Source organism: Chryseobacterium salipaludis (assembly GCF_022968825.1).
In the GTDB taxonomy this organism is placed as follows: domain Bacteria; phylum Bacteroidota; class Bacteroidia; order Flavobacteriales; family Weeksellaceae; genus Kaistella; species Kaistella salipaludis.
Genome location: NZ_JALHKS010000002.1, coordinates 271691 through 290387, shown reverse-complemented (window position 1 = coordinate 290387; position 18697 = coordinate 271691). Strand labels below are relative to the sequence as shown.

The following is an 18697-nucleotide window of genomic DNA, read 5'->3' as shown; positions in this document are numbered from 1 at the left end:
CTGCTTCCGTGCGGAAACAGGTTTTATGGTTTATTGATGCCAGTGAGTCCTTATTTTTTCTTGGCTCCCTCTGTAATTTCGATCGGGTTATTATTCGCATTGAAGAATTCGTTCATTTGTTTCTCCTGTTGCTTCACCATTTCACCAATCGTCAGATCTGAACCTGGCATTTTCTGGGACATCACTTCTGCTGTCATGTACGGTCTTGCAGTTGCCAGCGGGTCTTTCTTGTAATCGTTGTAGGTTTTCTCGAATTTTTCACGGGACACTTCCATCACTTTCCCGCCATCGCCGCCCGGCATTACTGTTTCGGCAAACGTTTTTTCGCTGTAGTTCGGTACCTGCTTATTCCCTTTCAGCACCCAGCTGTAATTGTTATCACTGTCGGCAATCTTCACAATCAGCCCGGGCAATCCGTGGAATTTATAAGGCCCGTCCTGGAACGGCAGATCTGTGGAGAACCAGGCAGTCCATTTGCGGCCGCCGAAATCAGTTGTTGCCTTCTGTGCGTTGTACTCGCCTATTTTTTCTTTGGCATTTTCAATCTTCCAGTTGAATTTGGTATCATCGTTATATCCGATTTTCATCGGTGTAAATCCATTCGCTACCATATCCACATACTGCACCTTCATGGACGGATAAAACTTATATACCTGCCCGCTGAATTTCGGCATCTTGATGGTCTTGCTCATGTCTTTGTACATGCCTGTCTTTTGCATGGCTTCCACTTCAGCTTTAAGAAGTGAATCCTGGGCAACCATGGTGTAATCGCGATAGAGGGATTTGTCTTTGGTAATATCCAGGATGGTCATCACCTTATCCGTGTCTGCCTGTTCTTTTTTGGGCTTAAAAGTAAGTTCATAAAAGAAGCGGTTGGCAGTTTCCTGAGCGCTCAGCAGGATACTGCCGGAAATGGCTAAAAGGGCTACTATTTTTTTCATAATCTATGTTTTATAATTAAATGTAAAAGAAAAATATTGTTTTAACAAATGTACTTAAAAATGAATATTGTACAGATCATGTATTTATTTAAAGTTAAATTTCACCGTAAACATAAACTGGCTCGGACGGATGTCAATACTGTTCACCGTGGTCTGCAAATACGTTGGGCTATAGGAAATTGTTTCGTACACTTTCTTATTGGCAATATTTAACCAGCGCAGTTCGAAATCAATTTTCTTCTTATTCCAGGTGTACTGGTACAGCACATCAAAAAAGGAATTCCGGTAGGTATCGCCCGCTTTCTGAGTGGACATATCATCCCAGAAGAAACCGAATGTATGATTCTTGGAAGGATAAATGTACGTCGCCAGGTTGTGATTCCAGCCGGACGTTCGCGCGCCGGTTTTGGTGTACAGGTTTTTATTTTCGTTCCAGTTCATCGATAAGTTGTAATCCACACTCAGCCAGGAAAAATAAGTGTTATTAAATTTCACCCCCAGCGTCTGGCCATTGAATCTGGTTTCATTTAAAATAAAAGAAGTCAGATCTTCTGCCAGCAACAGCGTATAGCTGTTGGAATCGCGGTTGCTGAATGATACGGAGGCATTGGTTTTAAATTTCGGGAAATATTTACCAATTTCCGCTCCCTGGCTTTCTGAAAAAGTAGAATTGGTATAATCTGCCAGTTCCGAAATCACCAGACCCGACTCGGTAAGCTTTTGGCGTGAAATCAGGTTACGGCGGTTCTGCCCATACGTGTACCGCACATTGAAGAATAAATTATTCAGCGGATTGCGATACTCCAGGCGTGCAGAACTGCTTGCATTGCGGTTTTCCGGCAGTCGGCTGTTGCGGATAACCAATGTTCTCGGACTGGAAAGCAGCTGTCCTTCATACAAATCCCCGAAGTTGCCAAAGCTGTGATTCACGTTCCCGAAAACGGAAAATTTAAAGAAAGAAGCGAAGTGATACGTTCCCCAGAAAAACGGTTCCAGAACAGTTCTGTTGATTTCGCGGTCTGCGGTACGCAAACGGTCTTTGTAATCAATCGCATAAAAGTTCACCGGCAGATTCAGGTTCAGGCTCAGTGCATTTCCTTTGTAATTAATGCCTACCTGTGTGTAGGAATTGATCTGGTTCCAGGAGAAATCATTGCGGAATTTCAGGCCCAGCGGACTCTGTTCCTGAAACAGTTGCGATGTCATTTCATTGGTAGAAATATTCAATCCGATTTCCGGAGTGAAGGTCCAGCGCTTGTAAGAAAAGCCAACGGACGCTGAGTGATCTGCCTGGAAAGTATTCAGCGAAATGCTTTGGTCCAGACGCGACAGGCTGGCCGTGCCCAGGGAATCATTCAGTTCATTAAAGTTATTGTAGAACGTGGTGGAGGTTTGCCGGTCTTTCTGATAGCCGATATAACTCATGAAATTCACCATTTTTTCCTTCCATGGGATAATCGTGCTCAGTGAGTTCTGTATCATTCCGGTGGGTGCCGTCAGGCTTTCATTTAAATCATAATTTCCTGTTGCGGAATTGTTATTGGCAAGCAAACCGCGGTCGGCATTCCAGAAACCGTTCCAGGTGGTGGTGTTTTTAAAGAAACCTTTCTTGGCATTCTTCGTGAAAATAATTTCCCCTTTTGCCGCATCGGTGAAGAAGCGGTTGGTAATGCGGTTAGAGGTCACCAAACCATTCGGATACAAATCAGATGGTTCAAACACCTGTGAGCTGAAAGAGCTGCGGTCCACCGTGTTATTGGTATAGTTGGCATTCAGTTTCAGTTCCCATTCTTTATTTTCAAACGGGCTGGTGAGCAGGTTAGCAGAAAGGTAATGTACGTTGTTGAATAGGTAGCGCTTTTCCGGTAGCGACGGCGTGCCCGCTTCATCCAAGCTGATCCAGCGACGCTGTGAGGCCTGGGTGCGGCGCCCTTCCCAGCGGTTAAAGCCGCCGAGCAGCATTCCTTCGCGCTCTACCCTGTCGCCATTATTATTGGTTTTGTAATTTAAAACCCACTGATTTTTCTGCCCGAAAAACATCGGCGTGAGTTTCACATTCCAGAGGAAAGGTTCCAGGCCGGCGCCCACTTCCCCACGGCCGGTCATGGTGACTGATTTTTTCAGCTTAATATTAATAGCTGCCTTGTCCGACGGAACTTTTCCCTCCAAGATTTTCAGCGGCTGGTGGTTTTCCATAATTTCCACTTTGGCCACGGCATCTTTGGGCAGCGAATTATTGATGGTTCCGTAGCCGCCCTCCATCAGGTCTTTTCCGTTTACATAAAACTTCTGCAGCGGTTCACCCTGATACAAAATGGTTCCATCTGCATTCACATCAATACCGGGCATTTTCTTCAGTACATCGGCCAGTGTGCGGTCTGCCTGGCTTTCAAACGCTTTGAGATCGTACGAAATGGTGTCGCCACGCTTGGTGATGATTTTGGTTTTAATTTTAACTTCGGCAATTTCGGTTGCATCCGTCTGCAGTGTGAAGTTCGTCGACTGATTTTCGTTCTTAATGATTTTCAGCTGCGCCTTATGATTAAAGGCTTTTGCTTTGATGTTTACCTGAGATTCGGCGGAGGTAAAGGTGATTTTATATTCCCCTTTCGCATTGGTGATACCGTAGGCAATAATGGCATCACGGCCGGCTTCCTCCACGGTGACGCTGGCGCTGCTGACCGGTTTTCCTTCCTCGTCATTCACCTTGCCGCTCACGGTGGTTTGGGCAGCAGCCATCACTGAAAAAAGAACCATAAAAAAAGAAACGAAATGCTTCATGCTTAAATTTTCCCGATAAGTAGGCATTTTCATTGCATTGTTACAATCCGGCGGTCATTATTGCAGGTGCAGCGGTATCGTCAAAGTCCTAATTGACATAAGATAAGCCGACCGATTTGATTTTTTAGTACTTTTACCCCTTTAAATTAACCGGCCATGGGACTTCATTTGCAGCCAATAGACGTAGTAGACAGCATCACACAGGAAGATTTTATTAAAAATTATCTGATTCCGCGTAAACCCCTGGTCATCAAAAACATGGCGAGGCAGTGGCCGGCATACGAAAAGTGGACTCTGGAGTACATGAAAGAAATGGTGGGTGATGTGGAAGTTCCGCTGTACGATTCTTCCAAAGCAGACCCGTCTGCACCAATAAACGCTTCTGCGGCCAAAATGAAGTTCGGTGATTATATTGATTTAATTAAAAAAAAAGAAACCGACCTGCGGATCTTTTTGTTTGACCCGATTAAATCTGCGCCGAAGCTGCTGAAGGATTATATTGCTCCCAAAGAACTGATGGGCGGCTTCCTGGATAAATACCCCAATATGTTCTTCGGCGGGAAAGGTTCGGTGACCTTTCTGCATTATGATATTGATATGGCGCATATCTTTCACACGCATTTTAACGGGCGCAAACACATCCTGCTTTTTGATTATAAATGGAAAGACCGGCTGTATAAAATACCGTATGCAACCTATTCCCTGGAAGACTACGATATCTCCAACCCTGATTTCGAAAAGTTTCCGGCACTGGATGGGGTAGAAGGTGTGGAATGCTTTCTGGAGCACGGTGATACTTTATTTATGCCCACCGGCTGGTGGCACTGGATGAAATACCTGGACGGCAGTTTCTCCATCTCGCTGCGGGCGTGGGATAAATCCTGGGGCGTGAAAGCACATTCCCTTTGGAACCTGACCGTGCAGCGTAATTTCGATAACTTTATGAAAGCGCGCTTCAAAGGAAAGTACATGGCCTGGAAAGAAAAGAAAGCCATTGAGCGGGCTAACTACGCACTGAGAAAAGGGTTACCAAAATGAAAGCTTCCGCAATCCGGAAGCTTTTTGCATGTACCTTGTCTTTAAACAGAGGCCTTTTACTTTATCTGGCAAGGTGAAATAAACGCCGCACCAAATCACTTCTTGTAGAGCCGTTTCTTTCAATCTCCACGAAATAGGATATTTGCCAGCGTTGTGTTTTCTCTGCCTGTTTGCTGGCCGGCTGATCCCACGGTGGATACACCCTGATTCCGCGCTTGCCAGCTGAAACACGAGGGCTATTTAATTTATTTTAATAAAAGTCTTAGAGCACTCTGTACACGGGATAAAGGCCCACGGTTCCTTCGTAGTAGGGAGAATGTCGATAGAGCCATTCCAGTTGTGCGCTGCCACTTTTTGCCAGTTCGGCATCGGCGGCTTTTGCAGCTTCAAACTGTTTTCGCAAGTTCGCATCATGTTGTAGTAAATCTGCCGCAGTATCTTCGAAAACATAAGGAGAAAAATATTCTTTCTGACCGAGAACCGCATCGAAAAAATTCCAGTTAAAGAAAGAATCCGTGGCTTCCGGCTCCAGTGTTTCGAGCAGATACTTAACGCCGGGCTGGCGCGTAGAAACCAGCACATCACCCTGGCGAAAAAGAACCTCCCGCATGGCAGCGGACGTGCGCGTATCATAATGCAGATAATGTCCTTCATAGGGCTGTTTCACGGTATTGTAGCCGGCAATGCGGTATTCCTGTACCTGAATAAGCGAATCGCGGGAAAGCGTTTTCAGCTGGATCCGGTTGCGGCGCAGATGCTCCAGTACCTTGCGTTCGGATTGCGGCACCACATAATATTCCGGAATAACCACTTCCCGGGCTGGCAGATAGCGGTCGAAAAAGGTAACCTTGCGCGTAAAAGGTTTTGTGCGGTCATAATACAGCCGCGGTTCACCCGAAACCTTGCTCGGCTTTCGGCCGGCCTCAAATCCTTTGAAATCGATTTGCTGCGTATGGGTACTATCGGTTTTCCACTGCAGTGTGTATTTCTTACCGGGCAGGTATTGTGCTGAATTCTTTGCTATGCTGTTCCTGATTTCCTGCGCGTGGGCAGCAGTGTAAAGCACACTGTGGAGATTATACTGATAGGTGGCACGCACGCGGTCGGCATACGGCTTCAGCATGTGGGTTTCCACAACGGTGCCGGGCGTATTGAAGAGGGTGGTGTAGCCGGTGGCATACCGCGGACTGTCCATGAAAGCGGCAAAACCACTTTCGGGTGTGTCGCCGTGCACGTTGATATAGGGAACGGTCAGAATCTTCTGTTTTTCCAGTTGTTTCAGCAGCGCCGGCTGCATGGTTTCATTGAAATAACCGGCAAGCGCGGTGCCGAGCCGTTCGCGGTTGGTAGAAATATAACTGAAGAGATACTGATAATCCGCACCGTTGCTCACATGGTTGTCTATAAAATAAATCGGCTGGTAATGCCGGAAAATCTGCTGAAAAGCTTTGGCATTTTCGGTATCGGTTTTAATGAAATCACGGTTCAGGTCATAGTTGCGTGCATTTCCACGGAAGCCATATTGCTCCGGTCCGTTTTGGTTGGCACGGCTGTAACTGCCGCGTCGGAGCATCCCGGAAATGTTATACGCCTGGATGACGGCCACCTTTATTTTGGCTGGTTTCACTTTACCGGTGGCCAGGTCACGCATCAGCATCATGGTGGCATCAATCCCATCGGGTTCGCCGGGGTGAATACCGTTGTTAATCAGAATGACCGGCGCATCTTCGTCCGGACTGTTACTGAACACGACCACGCGAATCGGCTCTCCATTATCGTCCTGGCCGAATTTCTCCACGGTGATGGCAGGGAACTTCTCCGCCAACTGATCATAGTATTGCACCATTTCAGCATAGGTCGTGGTCTGGTTCCCGTTGCCCTTTTCGAACGCTGTGGGATAGGCTGTTTGGGCAGGCAGAAAAGAAGAGAAAAAGAGCAGGAGGGCAGGAAGTTTTTTCATTGAATACGGATGTGTGGCGTAATGAGGTACTGTTTGTATTGCCAAAGGTAATTGTTTGAACGTATATGATGAATACATTTCACCATGGCCGGTGCGAAATATTAACAATATAATTCGGAAACTTTGCAAAAGATGTTGGGAACTTATCCGCCGGATAGTTGTAATTTTAAAAGGAAATCTTTTTCCACCAAAAAATAATTACTATGAAAAAATTAGTTGTACTCTCATTTCTGTTTCTGCTTTTCTATGGTTTCCTGTCCGCGCAGGAAGGCGTTAAAAATTTTCTGTACAAAGGAACTGTTGGCAAGTATCCGGTGACGCTGTTTCTGAAACAAGACACCTCGGGCTGCGGTCCGACGTTTTACTACGGAATGTATAAATACGACAACGTAAGTAAATGGCTTTACCTCGCCATTTCCGATGACGAGCGAAACAAACTGGTGATGGTAGAAGGTGAAATTACCGGAATTTTAAGTCTGAAATCAGCCGGCGAAACTTTAAAAGGCTATTGGATTTCACCTGAAGGCGACCGGAAACTGAACGTAAGTTTAAAGGAAGTTCCCACCACAAACAAAATGATGAAAGCTTACGAAGAACGATATGAGGTACTGCACTATGAGATGAATGACTGTTAGAATTGGTGAAATGAAAGTGTAAGTTTAACCTGGATAAGCCGTACCCTGATCTATTGAATCGACGATCCTACCGATAACTATGCTTCCTTACTATGTAGCATCAGTATGGAAAGCAAAGCATAAAAACTCCCTTGTTATAAGGTCTTATCTCGAGTCTGGCATTACCATTTTCTGTGTAACCTGCGCATTGTGAACAGGTATGCATGCGCGGCAGTTCGCACAGTATTTGCACACCCTTGGAAAACTATTTTTATGAAACATCTATGGATTGTAATTATATCGTTGTGCGTAACTGCCTGCTCAAAGAAGACCGGAGAGAGGGTATCCACACCTGTAACCACCGAAAACAGCAGGAATCTGCAGAATCAAGTGGATCGTAATCAGCGTGAAATCGACAGCTTAAAGTCAATCATTACCGATCAGCAAACGCCGCCTAAAAATGATTATATCGCTGATACCGAAATGCCAGCTATAACTCCGCTTAAAGATCTTAGCGGAAGGCACAGTTTGACACTCCAATGGCTCAGCTGGGATCGGCCCGGCACCATTACTTTTAAAAAAATCGGGGAGAATAAATATCATATTCAAGGTTCGCAAAATATAGACGGTGATTACGTAACCATCGACGGTAGGGCTACTTTGATTTCTGATCGCGAGCTGGCCTTTGAAGGCACCATAGAAAGTTTTGTAACAAGCAACGGAGGCTTGTGCGTGCGAAAAGGGCCACAGACTTTCCTTTCAACAAAGAACCGAAAATATTGGCGGTTGCAGAATATGGAACATTGTTTTGGCTTAACCGATTATGTAGATATTTATTTCTAACGATTTCTTCTGTATTGAACGTGCGTGTGCGCTCAGGCTGCTGAAAATAATTTTGCTAAAAGTTTGGTTTTGAGTTATATTAAGATAGCTTCGATGGAAACATCGGCAAGCTGATGGTACAACTACAGCTCTTTCTTCCTGTATTGTGGTTTTAATAGAAAGTTATTGCTATTAATGCTCAAATGTAACAATATAAAAGACCGCTCCCACCGGAACAGCCCTCGCTGCGCAAAGTCTCCCGACTTTGAGCGGTTCTAGACGTTCAATATTAACTTTCAACAGATCTGTCATTTCATACTGCACCCTGCGCATTTCAATTGAGATTCTTGCTCCTAAATGATTTTAAAAACAAAAAAGACCGCTCCCACCGGAACAGCCTCTATTTTTAATTTAAATTCATCTGCTAATCGTTCAGCTTCAATACCGCCATAAATGCGGATTGCGGTACTTCCACGCGACCGATCTGCTTCATTTTTTTCTTTCCCTCTTTTTGCTTCTCCAGGAGTTTACGCTTACGGGAAATATCACCACCGTAACATTTCGCGGTAACGTCTTTTCGCAGGGCTTTAATGGTTTCTCTTGCAATTACTTTTGCACCCAAAGCGGCCTGCACGGCAATATCAAACTGCTGGCGCGGAATCAGTTCACGCAGTTTCTCACACATTCTTTTTCCGATATAGTAGGCATTGCTGTCGTGGATCAAAGAGGAAAGCGCATCCACCATATCACCATTGATCAGAATGTCCATCTTTACCAGCTTGGAAGCACGGAAGCCAATCGGATGGTAGTCGAAGGACGCATATCCTTTTGAAATAGATTTCAGGCGGTCATAGAAGTCGAAAACCACCTCTGCCAGCGGCATGTTGAAAATCAGTTCCACACGATCTGCTGTCAGATAGGACTGGTTCACAATTTCGCCGCGCTTTTCAATACAAAGCGTCATCACAGGGCCCACAAAATCAGACTTGGTAATGATAGATGCCTTGATATACGGCTCCTCCACACGGTCCATGGTGAGCGGATCCATCATTTCAGAAGGGTTGTTGATCAAGATCGGTGTGTCCGGATCCTTCTTAGAATAGCCGTGGTAGCTTACGTTGGGTACCGTGGTGATCACGTCCATATTAAACTCACGGTCCAGTCTTTCCTGCACAATTTCCATGTGCAGCATCCCCAGGAAACCGCAGCGGAAGCCGAAGCCAAGTGCGGCAGAACTTTCCGGCTCGAAGACCAGCGACGCATCATTCAGTCTCAGTTTTTCTAAAGAGAAACGAAGTTCTTCAAAATCTTCTGCTTCAATCGGATAGATCCCGGCAAATACCATCGGTTTTACTTCCTCAAATCCTTCAATCGCTTTGGGTGCTCCGTTTTCGAAAGTGGTAATGGTGTCACCTACTTTAACTTCGCGGGCATCTTTAATCCCGGAAATGATATAACCAACATCACCGGTTTTAATTTCCGGTTTTGGTGTTTGTTTTAATTTTAAGGTTCCCACTTCATCGGCTTCGTACATTTTATTGGTTGCCATGAATTTAATGCGCTGGCCTTTTTTAATGCTGCCATTTACTACTTTAAAGTAAGCTTCAATCCCGCGGAACGGGTTGTACACCGAGTCGAAAATAAGTGCCTGCAATGGTGCCTCCGGGTCGCCCTGCGGCGCCGGGATGCGGTTCACAATTTGTTCCAGCAGTTCATGCACACCTTCACCGGTTTTGCCGGAGACGCGCAGTACGTCTTCATAATCACAGCCGAGCAGGCCCATGATCTCGTCGGTTACTTCCTCCGGGTTGGCGGACGGCAAATCGATTTTATTCAGGATGGGAATAATCGTCAGGTCATTCTCCAAAGCCAGATACAGGTTACTGATGGTTTGCGCCTGAATACTTTGGGCGGCATCTACAATCAATAAAGCACCTTCGCACGCCGCGATGGAGCGGGAAACCTCGTAGGAGAAATCCACGTGCCCGGGCGTATCGATCAGGTTCAGCACATATTTTTCGCCATTCAGTTCGTAATCCATCTGGATGGCGTGGGATTTTATGGTAATACCGCGCTCTTTTTCCAGGTCCATATCATCCAGAGTCTGCGACTGCAATTCCCGCTGGGTCACCGTATTGGTATATTCCAAAAGGCGGTCGGCCAGGGTGGATTTGCCATGGTCAATATGCGCGATAATGCAAAAATTGCGTATGTTTTTCATCTATATTTATCGTAAGCTGCAAATTTACTCTTTTTTGCGGGAAAAATACCTGCTTTTCAGCGGCATGAATTGCGAGAGGGATCGCAGCGGTTACCCCACAGCCACGCCTGGTAAGGCGGGGCGAGGAGTAGGAGCGAAGAGCGCGGTCCCGGCGCAAGGCTGGCAGGCGTTGTTACGGGACTCGCCCAAAAAAAACGACCTCTACAGTACGAAACTGCAGAGGTCGCCAAACATTAAAAAAAAATAAACTATTATGGTCGCCTGCGCTGCGGGCCGGAATTTCCGGTGCCGTCTTGTTTTTTATCCAGAATTTTGGTCCTCATTTTTCCCTCGGTATGGTACATCTGCAGAACCTGCTGGGCAGAAAGAACCTTCATGAATTTCTGTGCGTATTCCTTGCGATTATCCAGCAGTTGCTGGCCGATTTCAAAACTTTCGTTCAGTTGCCGTGTGGCTTCCTCGTTGCTCATCGTGCGGAAGTTCTCGCTGGGTGTGAACCTGCTTTTGATTTCGTTTTGGCGGTTCTGATATTCGTTGTACAGCGTGCGGAATTCCGGTTGCTGTGACTCAGGTACCTGCAGTTCGGCAATCATCATCTTCTCGCGAAACTCCTGCAGTAAAGCCATCCGCTCATCGGGTTTCATATTTTTGATCATTTCTTTGCGCTGTTCCGGCTTCATGCTTTTCCAGTCCAGGCTGTGCTGCTGCGCAGAGGCGAGGGTTACCGCGAAGGTGAGGCTGAGGGTGGTAAAAATCTTTTTCATGCGGTGTTTAATTATACAAATCCAGGTACACGTCCTGCTCGGCATTATTAGCGAGGTCTGCCAGATCTGCTCTGGTAAAACCGGCCAGAATCTGATCCACCTGCTGTTCTGTTTTGCGAACAGCGGGTTGTGCGGCCTGTGGCTGTTCCTTATGTTTCGCCGGGGTATAGTTGGCGTGGCTCACGGAACTGTGGGTTGGATGCGTATTCTGAACCTGGGTTAAATCGTCTTCCAGCAATTCGAGCGCCTGAGCCTCGGGGGATTCTACTGTGGCGATCGCAGCGGTGCGCACCGGCGCTGCTGTTTCCGGCTGCTGCTGCGCGAGCTGTGGTGCACTGCTGTCGGCCGGCATCGTGATCAGGAAACCTAAACCAAAGAGCAGTACAATAGCGGCTGCCGCACTGTACAGCCAGACTTTTGGGCGAGATTTCAGCGGAATGGGCGCCTGCACTTGCTGCAGCACCTGCTGCTGCATGGCACTGAAGTCCGGTTCCTGGTCCCGGAAAATATTTTTGCGCTCTAATTTTTCAATATCAAATGGGTTCATGGTGCTGAATTTTATTCTGTAAAATTCTGTTTTATGTATTCTTCTACCTTCTGTTTGGCATAATGGTAGTTGGTTTTCAGGGTACCGACGGACATATCCAGTATCTGCGACATTTCTTCGTACGGCAGGTCTTCATAGTACCGCATATTGAACACCAGTTTCTGCTTATCGGGCAGGGTCTGGATGGCCTTTTGCAACAGAAGCTGAATTTCATCCGCATTGGGTTGGGCGTTCTCTGCCACCAGATTCTGCAAATGCTGGGTTGTTTCCTCATCGCTGCGGCGCATTCTTTTCATTTTGTTCAGCTGCTGCAGTGACTCGTTGGTCGCGATTCGGTAAAGCCAAGTGTAGAGCTGGCTGTCCTGGCGGAACTGATGAAAATTCTGATACGCTTTGATGAAGGTATCCTGCAACACATCCTTACTCAGGTCATCGTCCACAATAAACCGGCGAATATGCCAATAGAGGCGGCTCTGGTAGGCATCCATCATCTGGCGGACTCCCTGTTCACGGGTTTTTCCGCTGGACATCAACTTGATAATTTCTGCCTCCTGACTCTTCATTAAGATGCGTTCGGTTTTTGGATACTGGTTTTATTGGAAAGTTAAATGTACGTCCAATTTTTAGTCCAAACCAAAACTGTATCTTTGTTATTATCCTTTTTTATGAAGACTGTCCTTATTGGTTCAGGCAACGTGGCCGGCCATCTGGCCAGAGCTTTCAGGCAAAACGGATTGGAAATCAATCAGATATTCGGGCGCAACTGCACCGCACTCCGGGAAATATCTTCGGAGCTGGCAATTCCTTATTCTTGTGAAGAACTTGCGGCAGCAGACCTCTACCTGATTTGTGTTTCTGATAATGCCATTGCCGAAGTTTCTGCCTTAATTACAAATACAAACTGCCTGGTGGCGCACACTTCTGGTTCACTGCCAAAGGAAATCTTGCAGGGTGCCTACCGCAAAGCCTGTTTCTACCCCATGCAGACTTTTTCCCGCAATAAACCTCTCACTTATCAGGAAATTCCTTTTTTTATCGAAGCGGAAAATCCGGAAGATGAGAAAACACTCTTCGGGATGGCCAGCCAAATTTCAAACCGTGTGCTGAAAGCAGATTATGAAAAGCGGAAATACATTCATCTTACCGCGGTGTTCAGCTGTAATTTTGTGAATCATTTGTTTGCGCGGGCGAAGGAGATTGCCGACGCAAAGGAAATTCCCTTTGATTATTTCCGGCCCTTGATTGCGGAAACATTTGAAAAACTGAAAACCATGGAACCGGTTGATGCCCAAACCGGGCCGGCCGTGCGCAATGACACCCGCGTGCTGGAACTGCATGAGCAGCTGATCAGCAATCCGGAAACCCGGCAGATCTATCAGGTGATGAATGAATCTATAAAGAAAATGTATGAGTTATAAAGAGAAATTAAAGAATATTAAAGCTTTTGTATTTGATGTGGATGGTGTATTCACCGATGGCAGCGTGTACCTGATGCCGGACATGAGTATGTGCCGTACGATGAATGTGCTGGACGGGTACGCCGTGGTGAAAGCACGAAAACACAACTATCCGATTTGTGTGATTACGGGCGGAGACGATCCTTCCGTGCGGCACCGGATTAACTACCTGGGGATCACAGATTATTACGCGAAGATTTCGGACAAGCTGGAAAAGTTTGAAGAATTCCGCGAAAAATATAATTTAAGAAAAGAAGAAATCCTGACCATGGGCGATGATATTCCGGATTGTGTTATGATGCAAAACTCCGGGTTAGCGACCTGCCCACAGAATGCGGTACCGGAAGTGAAAGCCGTCGCCGAGTATATCTCACCGGTGCTGGGCGGAAAAGGTGCTGTGCGTGATGTGATAGAGCAGGTGATGAAAATACACGGAACCTGGCAGGAAGACGACCATACACGCAGCGTTTAAATGATGAAATTAATTCTTGCTTCCGGCTCTCCCCGCCGCCGCGAACTGCTTCAGTCACTGGGGTATTCTTTTACAACTTTATCGCTGGATTGTGATGAAACTTTCCCGCCAGATTTGCCGGCAGCCTCTGTGGCGGGCTGGCTTTCGGGACTTAAATCCAATGCCTACACTGATCTCACGGATGATGAAATTCTGATTACCGCTGATACCGTAGTGGTTTGCGAGGGAAAAATTTTGGGAAAACCAAAAGATAAAGCGGAAGCCACGTCGATGCTGCAACAGCTATCCGGCCGTACGCATGAAGTCTGGACCGGCATTACCGTTCGCACAGTAAAAGATAGTTTCACAGAAAGTGATGTGGCGAACGTTACTTTTGCTGAATTGTCTTTGGAGGAAATCGAGTATTACATCGAAACCTGTCGGCCGTTTGATAAAGCAGGAGCCTATGGAATCCAGGAGTGGATAGGTATGGCCAAAATAACCGGAATTACGGGCAGTTTTTATACTGTGATGGGATTGCCGACCCACCTTTTGTACGCGTTGCTGAAAAAGTCGGGTGCCGGCCTGCTGTAATTGCTGAAAAGTGTATTTTTACAATTGCGGGTGCCCTTATATACTAAACCCGACGTTTATAAGTTAATGATTTAATGAAAAATATAACTTTACTCCTGCTGGCAGTAGCTGCGCTCGGTTCCTGTTCCTCCCGAAAGAAAACGAACGATTCTGCTTTTATGAAAGGTTTCTTTTCATATTACAATACACTTTTCAACAGTAAGGATGCCCTGGAAACGGAGCTTCGCAACCGCGAGCGTGGATATAAAGAAAATTTTTATGCACCGTATATTCCATTGTTTACCGAAGAAGCCGTGGCTGATGGTACCATGCAGGATCCGGGCATGTTTGGCGATGATATTGTTGCGCCGGCCGGTCCCGGAAATGCACGCGCGCTGAGTATGGGAACACCCATGAGCCAGAACCGTAATGCAACCGCAGGCGGGCGGAAGGGTGCCAGCATTCTGGAAATTTCTGAAGCCAAAGCACTGAAAGCTATTAAAAAATATTCTGTGCTCAAAAATGGTGAGGAGCAAAATCCGAAAATATTTGATGCGCATATTCTCTTAGCAAAGTCGAGGTTGTACCAGGGCAGGCCACTGGACGCACTTGATGCGCTGAATTACGTTTTTGTGCATATGCCGAAAGATAAGCGGCTCGGCAAGGCGCGGATTTATGAAGCGGTAGCCTACAGCAAAATGCAGGATTACCCGCGCGCGCTGGATTTATTTGCTGCCCTGGATCCCGGTAAATTAAAGAAAGACGATCGCGGTTTACTGAGCGCTTACTACGCTGAAACTCTGTTGCAGGCGGGCAAAAAAGAAGAAGCTGCGGAAGCATTAAGCGAAGCCTTTGTACAGAATAAAGACCGGAAACTGCGCAGCCGCATTGCTTTTCTGCGCGGTCAGTTACTTTCTGAACTAGGAGAAAAAGAAGAAGCGCGCGAGAGTTTCGTGACGGCTTACAAATACGCAAATGATTTTGAGTTTGAAGTTAAAACTCAGGTAGAAATTGCCAAAACCTACAGTGCCGGTGAAGATGATTATGCCGGTGCGCAGGACTATCTTGAAAAGATGAGCCGCAAGGGAACCTACAGTTCACGCAAAAACGAATTTTATTATGCCTTGGGACTATTGGCCACACAAGCCGGAAAACCGGAAGAAGCAAAGGCCTATTTTACCCGTGCCCTGCAGGAAAAAGTTTCAGATCCGCAATTGCGTGGTCTGACGTATTATGAAATCGGTAAATCGTTTTTTGATAAAAGTGATTACCTGTCGGCGGGTGCTTATTATGATTCTGCACTTGCCGTTATGACCTACGCACCGGCGAAAAATCTGCTGCAGGAAAGAACGGAAAACATTAAAAAAGTTTCTAACAATTATTACCTCATCCTTAGAAACGACAGTATCCTGGCGCTAACCCGTATGCCGGAAAGTGAGCGTATTGCCTACTTTACCAAATACATTGATGAACTGAAGGCCAAAGAAGCAATTCGCGAACAGGAAGAAAGACGTGCCGAAAGAAGCCGTGGTTTCGATACCGGCGATTATTCGGCGAATTCTGTTTTCGCGGGAAATAGCGGCGGCTTTCAGGAATTTGGCGGCAGTGGTAAAGGAAGTTTTTATTTCGCTAATACCAGCACGGTAAACAAAGGAGAAAGCAGTTTTAAACAAATCTGGGGAAACCGCGCCCTCAGCGATAACTGGCGCACCTCTGCCCGCAGCAATTCGATTGAAGACCTGAAAAACGAAGCGATGGGCTTGGCCACCGCACCGGATCCTCGCCGGCTGGAACCCGAATTTTATATGGAGAAAATACCCACACGTGCCGAGGAAATTCTTGCCCTGAAAAAAGCACGGGATACGGCAGCGCTGGGTTTGGGAACCATGTATGAAAACTATTTTTCCGACACGCCACTGGCAACCAAAACGCTGACGGAACTCGTGGAAAACAATCCGGAAGAAGAGGTAAAACTTCAGGCGCTGTATCACCTTTTCGTCTATAATTACGAAAAAAATGCAGTAGAAGCAGAGCGCGCCAAGCAAACCATTCTTCAGGAATTCCCCTACACTTCCTACGCAGAGTTTGTACGAAACCCAAAAAACAATACTTTTTCACAATCAGCGGAAGAGGTGGAGAAGCTGTATCAGCAGGCATTTGCATCGTATGAAGCAGGTGAGTATGAAAAAAGCCACGAACTGGTGGACCAAGCGCTGCAGCAGTATCCGAAAGATGGTTTAGTACCTAAATTTACATTGCTTAATGCCTTTAACACCGGCAAAACAGCAGGCAAGGAAATCATGATCCTGCAACTGGAACAGCTGGTGCTCAATTATCCGAATACAGCAGAAGGGCAAAAAGCTGCCGAAATGCTGAAATACCTGCAAAGCGATCTGGAGCTGGAAGAACGCGATGCGCAGGGAAACAGTCTTACGCAGCCGGTGAAGCCCGAACCAGGCGTTCACCAAGTGTTACAGGTGGGTGAGGAGGATCCGGGTGTACCTGTACGTCCGCGAGACCCGCGGAGGCCCGTAACCAGACCCGGGAGTTCTGCCGTGCCTGGCCAAATGCCTGATAATACGCCGGCTGAGCGACGCGATCCTCGTTTGCTAAACGTAACGCCCGGTCAGCGAACCGCACCGGCACCACAAAAGCGCTAACCAAATACAAAAGGACATTCTTACGGAATGTCCTTTTTCATTTTCACGCCCTGAAATTCCTTCAGGTAGTCCGGTTCGTAATAGGCGATATCTTCAAATTTCTTTTGGTTAAAATTCTTAACTGCACCCCGAATAAGATACTGCGCGGAAGGGAAAATATCATGCTTATAATCAATACCGGACAACGAAATGACTGCAGAAGCTTTTTCGGCACCATCGCCTACAATGAGTATCTTTTTACCGGCAAATTCCTTCAAAGAATCTTCGCTCAGGATATGGGGGACCGCCTGCTGCAATTCTTCGCCGGTGAGACCGTCATAAACAGCCATATAGACTTCATTTCTGCGCGCATCTATCATCGGTATCACCAAGTCATAATCCCGGCTTAAAAAAGGAATTACAAGCGATTCCAGCGAACTTACTGCAATAAGCGGTATATCCAGCGCAAAGCAGAAACCTTTTGCTGATGCCGCGCCTATTCGTAAACCTGTATATGAACCAGGCCCGCTGCCCAGTGAAATGGCATCCAACTCTTTCAATATCATTTCTGCGCCTTCCAGGGCCCATTTCACGAACGTGTGCAGCTTTTCGGATTGTTTGTATCCGTCAGATACTTCTTCACAAAGGCACAGCAGTTCAGCACCATCAGAAACAGCTACGGAACAGTTACGCGAGGAGCTTTCAATATGCAGGATTTTCATACGGCAAAGGTAAGGATTGAGCAGAAAATATGCTATTTGCGGTGAATGGTCCGCGGCTCACTTTGCGCAGCCGGATAAATGGTCAGATCAGAAATCGTCACGTGTGCCGGAACCTGCAGGCAGTATAAAACAGCATCGGCGACATCATCTGCAGTAAGGGCCTGATATCCCTGATATACCGTGGCCGCGCGGACGTCATCGCCTTTGAACCGGACGGAAGAGAAATTGGTTTCCACGGCGCCGGGCTGGATATTGGTTACCTTAATGCCAAACTCTGTAAGCTCCAGCCGCATGCCTTCTGAAATAACATCTACTGCTTTCTTGCTGGCACAGTACACAACGCCGTTGGCATAGGTTTGCCGTGCTGCGACCGAAGAGATATTCACAATATGTCCGCTGCGCTGTGCCTGCATGGCCGGAATAATATTGCGCGAAACGTACAGGAGTCCTTTCACATTGCTGTCCATCATGGCATCCCAGTCTTCAATATCGCCACTGGCCAAGGGATCGAGACCGTGTGCATTTCCGGCGTTATTAATCAGAATATCGATTTGGGCAAATTCTTCCCGAAGGGAAGCGATTGCGTCTTTCACAGCTTTCGCGTCGCGCTGGTCGAAGGCAAGGGTCATCACCCGGGTGTGTGCAGCTAATTCTTCACCGAGGGTATTTAATACTTCCATACGCCGTCCGCACAGGATTAATCTTATTTTTTCTTTGGCCAGGCGGCGGGCGATGGCTTCGCCGATTCCGGAAGTAGCGCCGGTGATAAAAGCTGTTTTCATGTGCAATGGGTTTTTAGTTGGCATCAAAACTCTGAAAAGCGTCTTCGAGATGGGTTAGCGTAAGGCTGCCGTTCTTTTCACGCAGAACGGAGATAATATCGAAGCGAACTTCACGATCTATCTGGTTGATATTCAGGTAATGGTCTGCCGCTTTCACGAGCAGTTTAATTTTTCCTTTCGTCACGGCTTCATGCGGCTCCAGGAAGATATCCGTGCTGCGGGCTTTTACTTCCACGATGATGATGCATTCATCGTATAAAGCAATCAGGTCAATTTCGGCCTTTTGAAAACGATAATTACGCGCCAGGATTTCATAGCCTTGACTGACGAGATGTTTTTCTGCCAATTGCTCAGCCATATTCCCAAAATCCGTGTGCTCCGCCAT

The 18697-nt window shown here is 46.8% G+C and carries 18 protein-coding genes; 7 read left to right on the top strand and 11 right to left on the bottom strand.

Annotated elements, in window-relative coordinates:
- Positions 1 to 50 precede the first annotated feature (50 nt).
- Both MVI27_RS04045 and MVI27_RS04040 read right to left on the bottom strand, forming a co-directional pair.
- The gene (locus MVI27_RS04045; protein ID WP_246959406.1) at positions 51 to 941 is read right to left on the bottom strand and encodes a GLPGLI family protein; all 891 of its coding nucleotides are present in this window, start codon (positions 939 to 941) and stop codon (positions 51 to 53) included.
- Between the two features lie 84 nt (positions 942 to 1025).
- Entirely contained in the window at positions 1026 to 3722 is a 2697-nt protein-coding gene (locus MVI27_RS04040) for a carboxypeptidase regulatory-like domain-containing protein (protein WP_246959405.1), read from the bottom strand.
- 156 nt (positions 3723 to 3878) lie between these two features.
- Here MVI27_RS04040 and MVI27_RS04035 point away from each other — a divergent pair, with 156 nt between their 5' ends.
- The gene (locus MVI27_RS04035) at positions 3879 to 4760 is read left to right on the top strand and encodes a cupin-like domain-containing protein (protein WP_246959404.1); all 882 of its coding nucleotides are present in this window, start codon (positions 3879 to 3881) and stop codon (positions 4758 to 4760) included.
- 61 nt (positions 4761 to 4821) lie between these two features.
- On the opposite strand, the gene MVI27_RS04030 is transcribed toward MVI27_RS04035, so the two are convergent.
- Both MVI27_RS04030 and MVI27_RS04025 read right to left on the bottom strand, forming a co-directional pair.
- A complete protein-coding gene (locus tag MVI27_RS04030; RefSeq protein ID WP_416346213.1) occupies positions 4822 to 4962 on the bottom strand; it encodes a MepB family protein in 141 nt (46 codons plus the stop codon).
- Positions 4963 to 5022: 60 nt separating this feature from the next.
- Positions 5023 to 6720, bottom strand: coding sequence for a M14 family metallopeptidase (locus tag MVI27_RS04025; RefSeq protein WP_246959799.1), 1698 nt, complete (start codon positions 6718 to 6720; stop codon positions 5023 to 5025).
- A 203-nt stretch (positions 6721 to 6923) separates the two neighbouring features.
- Here MVI27_RS04025 and MVI27_RS04020 point away from each other — a divergent pair, with 203 nt between their 5' ends.
- Both MVI27_RS04020 and MVI27_RS04015 read left to right on the top strand, forming a co-directional pair.
- The gene (locus tag MVI27_RS04020) at positions 6924 to 7355 is read left to right on the top strand and encodes a hypothetical protein (RefSeq protein WP_246959403.1); all 432 of its coding nucleotides are present in this window, start codon (positions 6924 to 6926) and stop codon (positions 7353 to 7355) included.
- 252 nt (positions 7356 to 7607) lie between these two features.
- Positions 7608 to 8177 (top strand): hypothetical protein, encoded by a 570-nt coding sequence (locus MVI27_RS04015; protein ID WP_246959402.1) that lies wholly within the window; start codon positions 7608 to 7610, stop codon positions 8175 to 8177.
- 403 nt (positions 8178 to 8580) lie between these two features.
- On the opposite strand, the gene lepA is transcribed toward MVI27_RS04015, so the two are convergent.
- The 4 genes from lepA to MVI27_RS03995 form a co-directional block, all read right to left on the bottom strand.
- Positions 8581 to 10377, bottom strand: a complete 1797-nt coding sequence (gene lepA / locus MVI27_RS04010; protein WP_246959401.1) for a translation elongation factor 4 — start codon at positions 10375 to 10377, stop codon at positions 8581 to 8583.
- Positions 10378 to 10628: 251 nt separating this feature from the next.
- Positions 10629 to 11141: a hypothetical protein gene (locus MVI27_RS04005; protein ID WP_246959400.1), complete on the bottom strand. Its 513-nt coding sequence runs from the start codon at positions 11139 to 11141 to the stop codon at positions 10629 to 10631.
- Between the two features lie 7 nt (positions 11142 to 11148).
- Positions 11149 to 11688 (bottom strand): hypothetical protein, encoded by a 540-nt coding sequence (locus MVI27_RS04000; protein WP_246959399.1) that lies wholly within the window; start codon positions 11686 to 11688, stop codon positions 11149 to 11151.
- Positions 11689 to 11699: 11 nt separating this feature from the next.
- Complete coding sequence (locus MVI27_RS03995; RefSeq protein WP_246959398.1) at positions 11700 to 12251, bottom strand: RNA polymerase sigma factor; 552 nt, start codon at positions 12249 to 12251, stop codon at positions 11700 to 11702.
- Positions 12252 to 12353: 102 nt separating this feature from the next.
- Here MVI27_RS03995 and MVI27_RS03990 point away from each other — a divergent pair, with 102 nt between their 5' ends.
- The 4 genes from MVI27_RS03990 to porW all read left to right on the top strand — a co-directional run bounded on the left by MVI27_RS03990 (position 12354) and on the right by porW (position 16829).
- The gene (locus tag MVI27_RS03990; protein WP_246959397.1) at positions 12354 to 13106 is read left to right on the top strand and encodes a Rossmann-like and DUF2520 domain-containing protein; all 753 of its coding nucleotides are present in this window, start codon (positions 12354 to 12356) and stop codon (positions 13104 to 13106) included.
- On the top strand, positions 13096 to 13617 hold the full coding sequence (locus tag MVI27_RS03985; RefSeq protein WP_246959396.1) for a KdsC family phosphatase: 522 nt from the start codon (positions 13096 to 13098) through the stop codon (positions 13615 to 13617). The genes MVI27_RS03990 and MVI27_RS03985 overlap by 11 nt, the downstream gene beginning before the upstream one ends.
- Before the next feature lie 3 nt (positions 13618 to 13620).
- On the top strand, positions 13621 to 14190 hold the full coding sequence (locus MVI27_RS03980) for a Maf family protein (RefSeq protein WP_246959798.1): 570 nt from the start codon (positions 13621 to 13623) through the stop codon (positions 14188 to 14190).
- Positions 14191 to 14264: 74 nt separating this feature from the next.
- On the top strand, positions 14265 to 16829 hold the full coding sequence (gene porW / locus MVI27_RS03975) for a type IX secretion system periplasmic lipoprotein PorW/SprE (protein ID WP_246959395.1): 2565 nt from the start codon (positions 14265 to 14267) through the stop codon (positions 16827 to 16829).
- Positions 16830 to 16849: 20 nt separating this feature from the next.
- Here porW and tsaB read toward each other — a convergent pair whose 3' ends face one another.
- Genes tsaB through MVI27_RS03960 form a run of 3 tightly spaced genes read right to left on the bottom strand, consistent with a single transcriptional unit; the run spans position 16850 to position 18697 of the window.
- Positions 16850 to 17530, bottom strand: coding sequence for a tRNA (adenosine(37)-N6)-threonylcarbamoyltransferase complex dimerization subunit type 1 TsaB (tsaB, locus tag MVI27_RS03970; RefSeq protein ID WP_246959394.1), 681 nt, complete (start codon positions 17528 to 17530; stop codon positions 16850 to 16852).
- Between the two features lie 32 nt (positions 17531 to 17562).
- Positions 17563 to 18312, bottom strand: coding sequence for an SDR family NAD(P)-dependent oxidoreductase (locus tag MVI27_RS03965; protein ID WP_246959393.1), 750 nt, complete (start codon positions 18310 to 18312; stop codon positions 17563 to 17565).
- 13 nt (positions 18313 to 18325) lie between these two features.
- On the bottom strand, positions 18326 to 18697 hold the full coding sequence (locus MVI27_RS03960) for a YraN family protein (protein WP_246959392.1): 372 nt from the start codon (positions 18695 to 18697) through the stop codon (positions 18326 to 18328).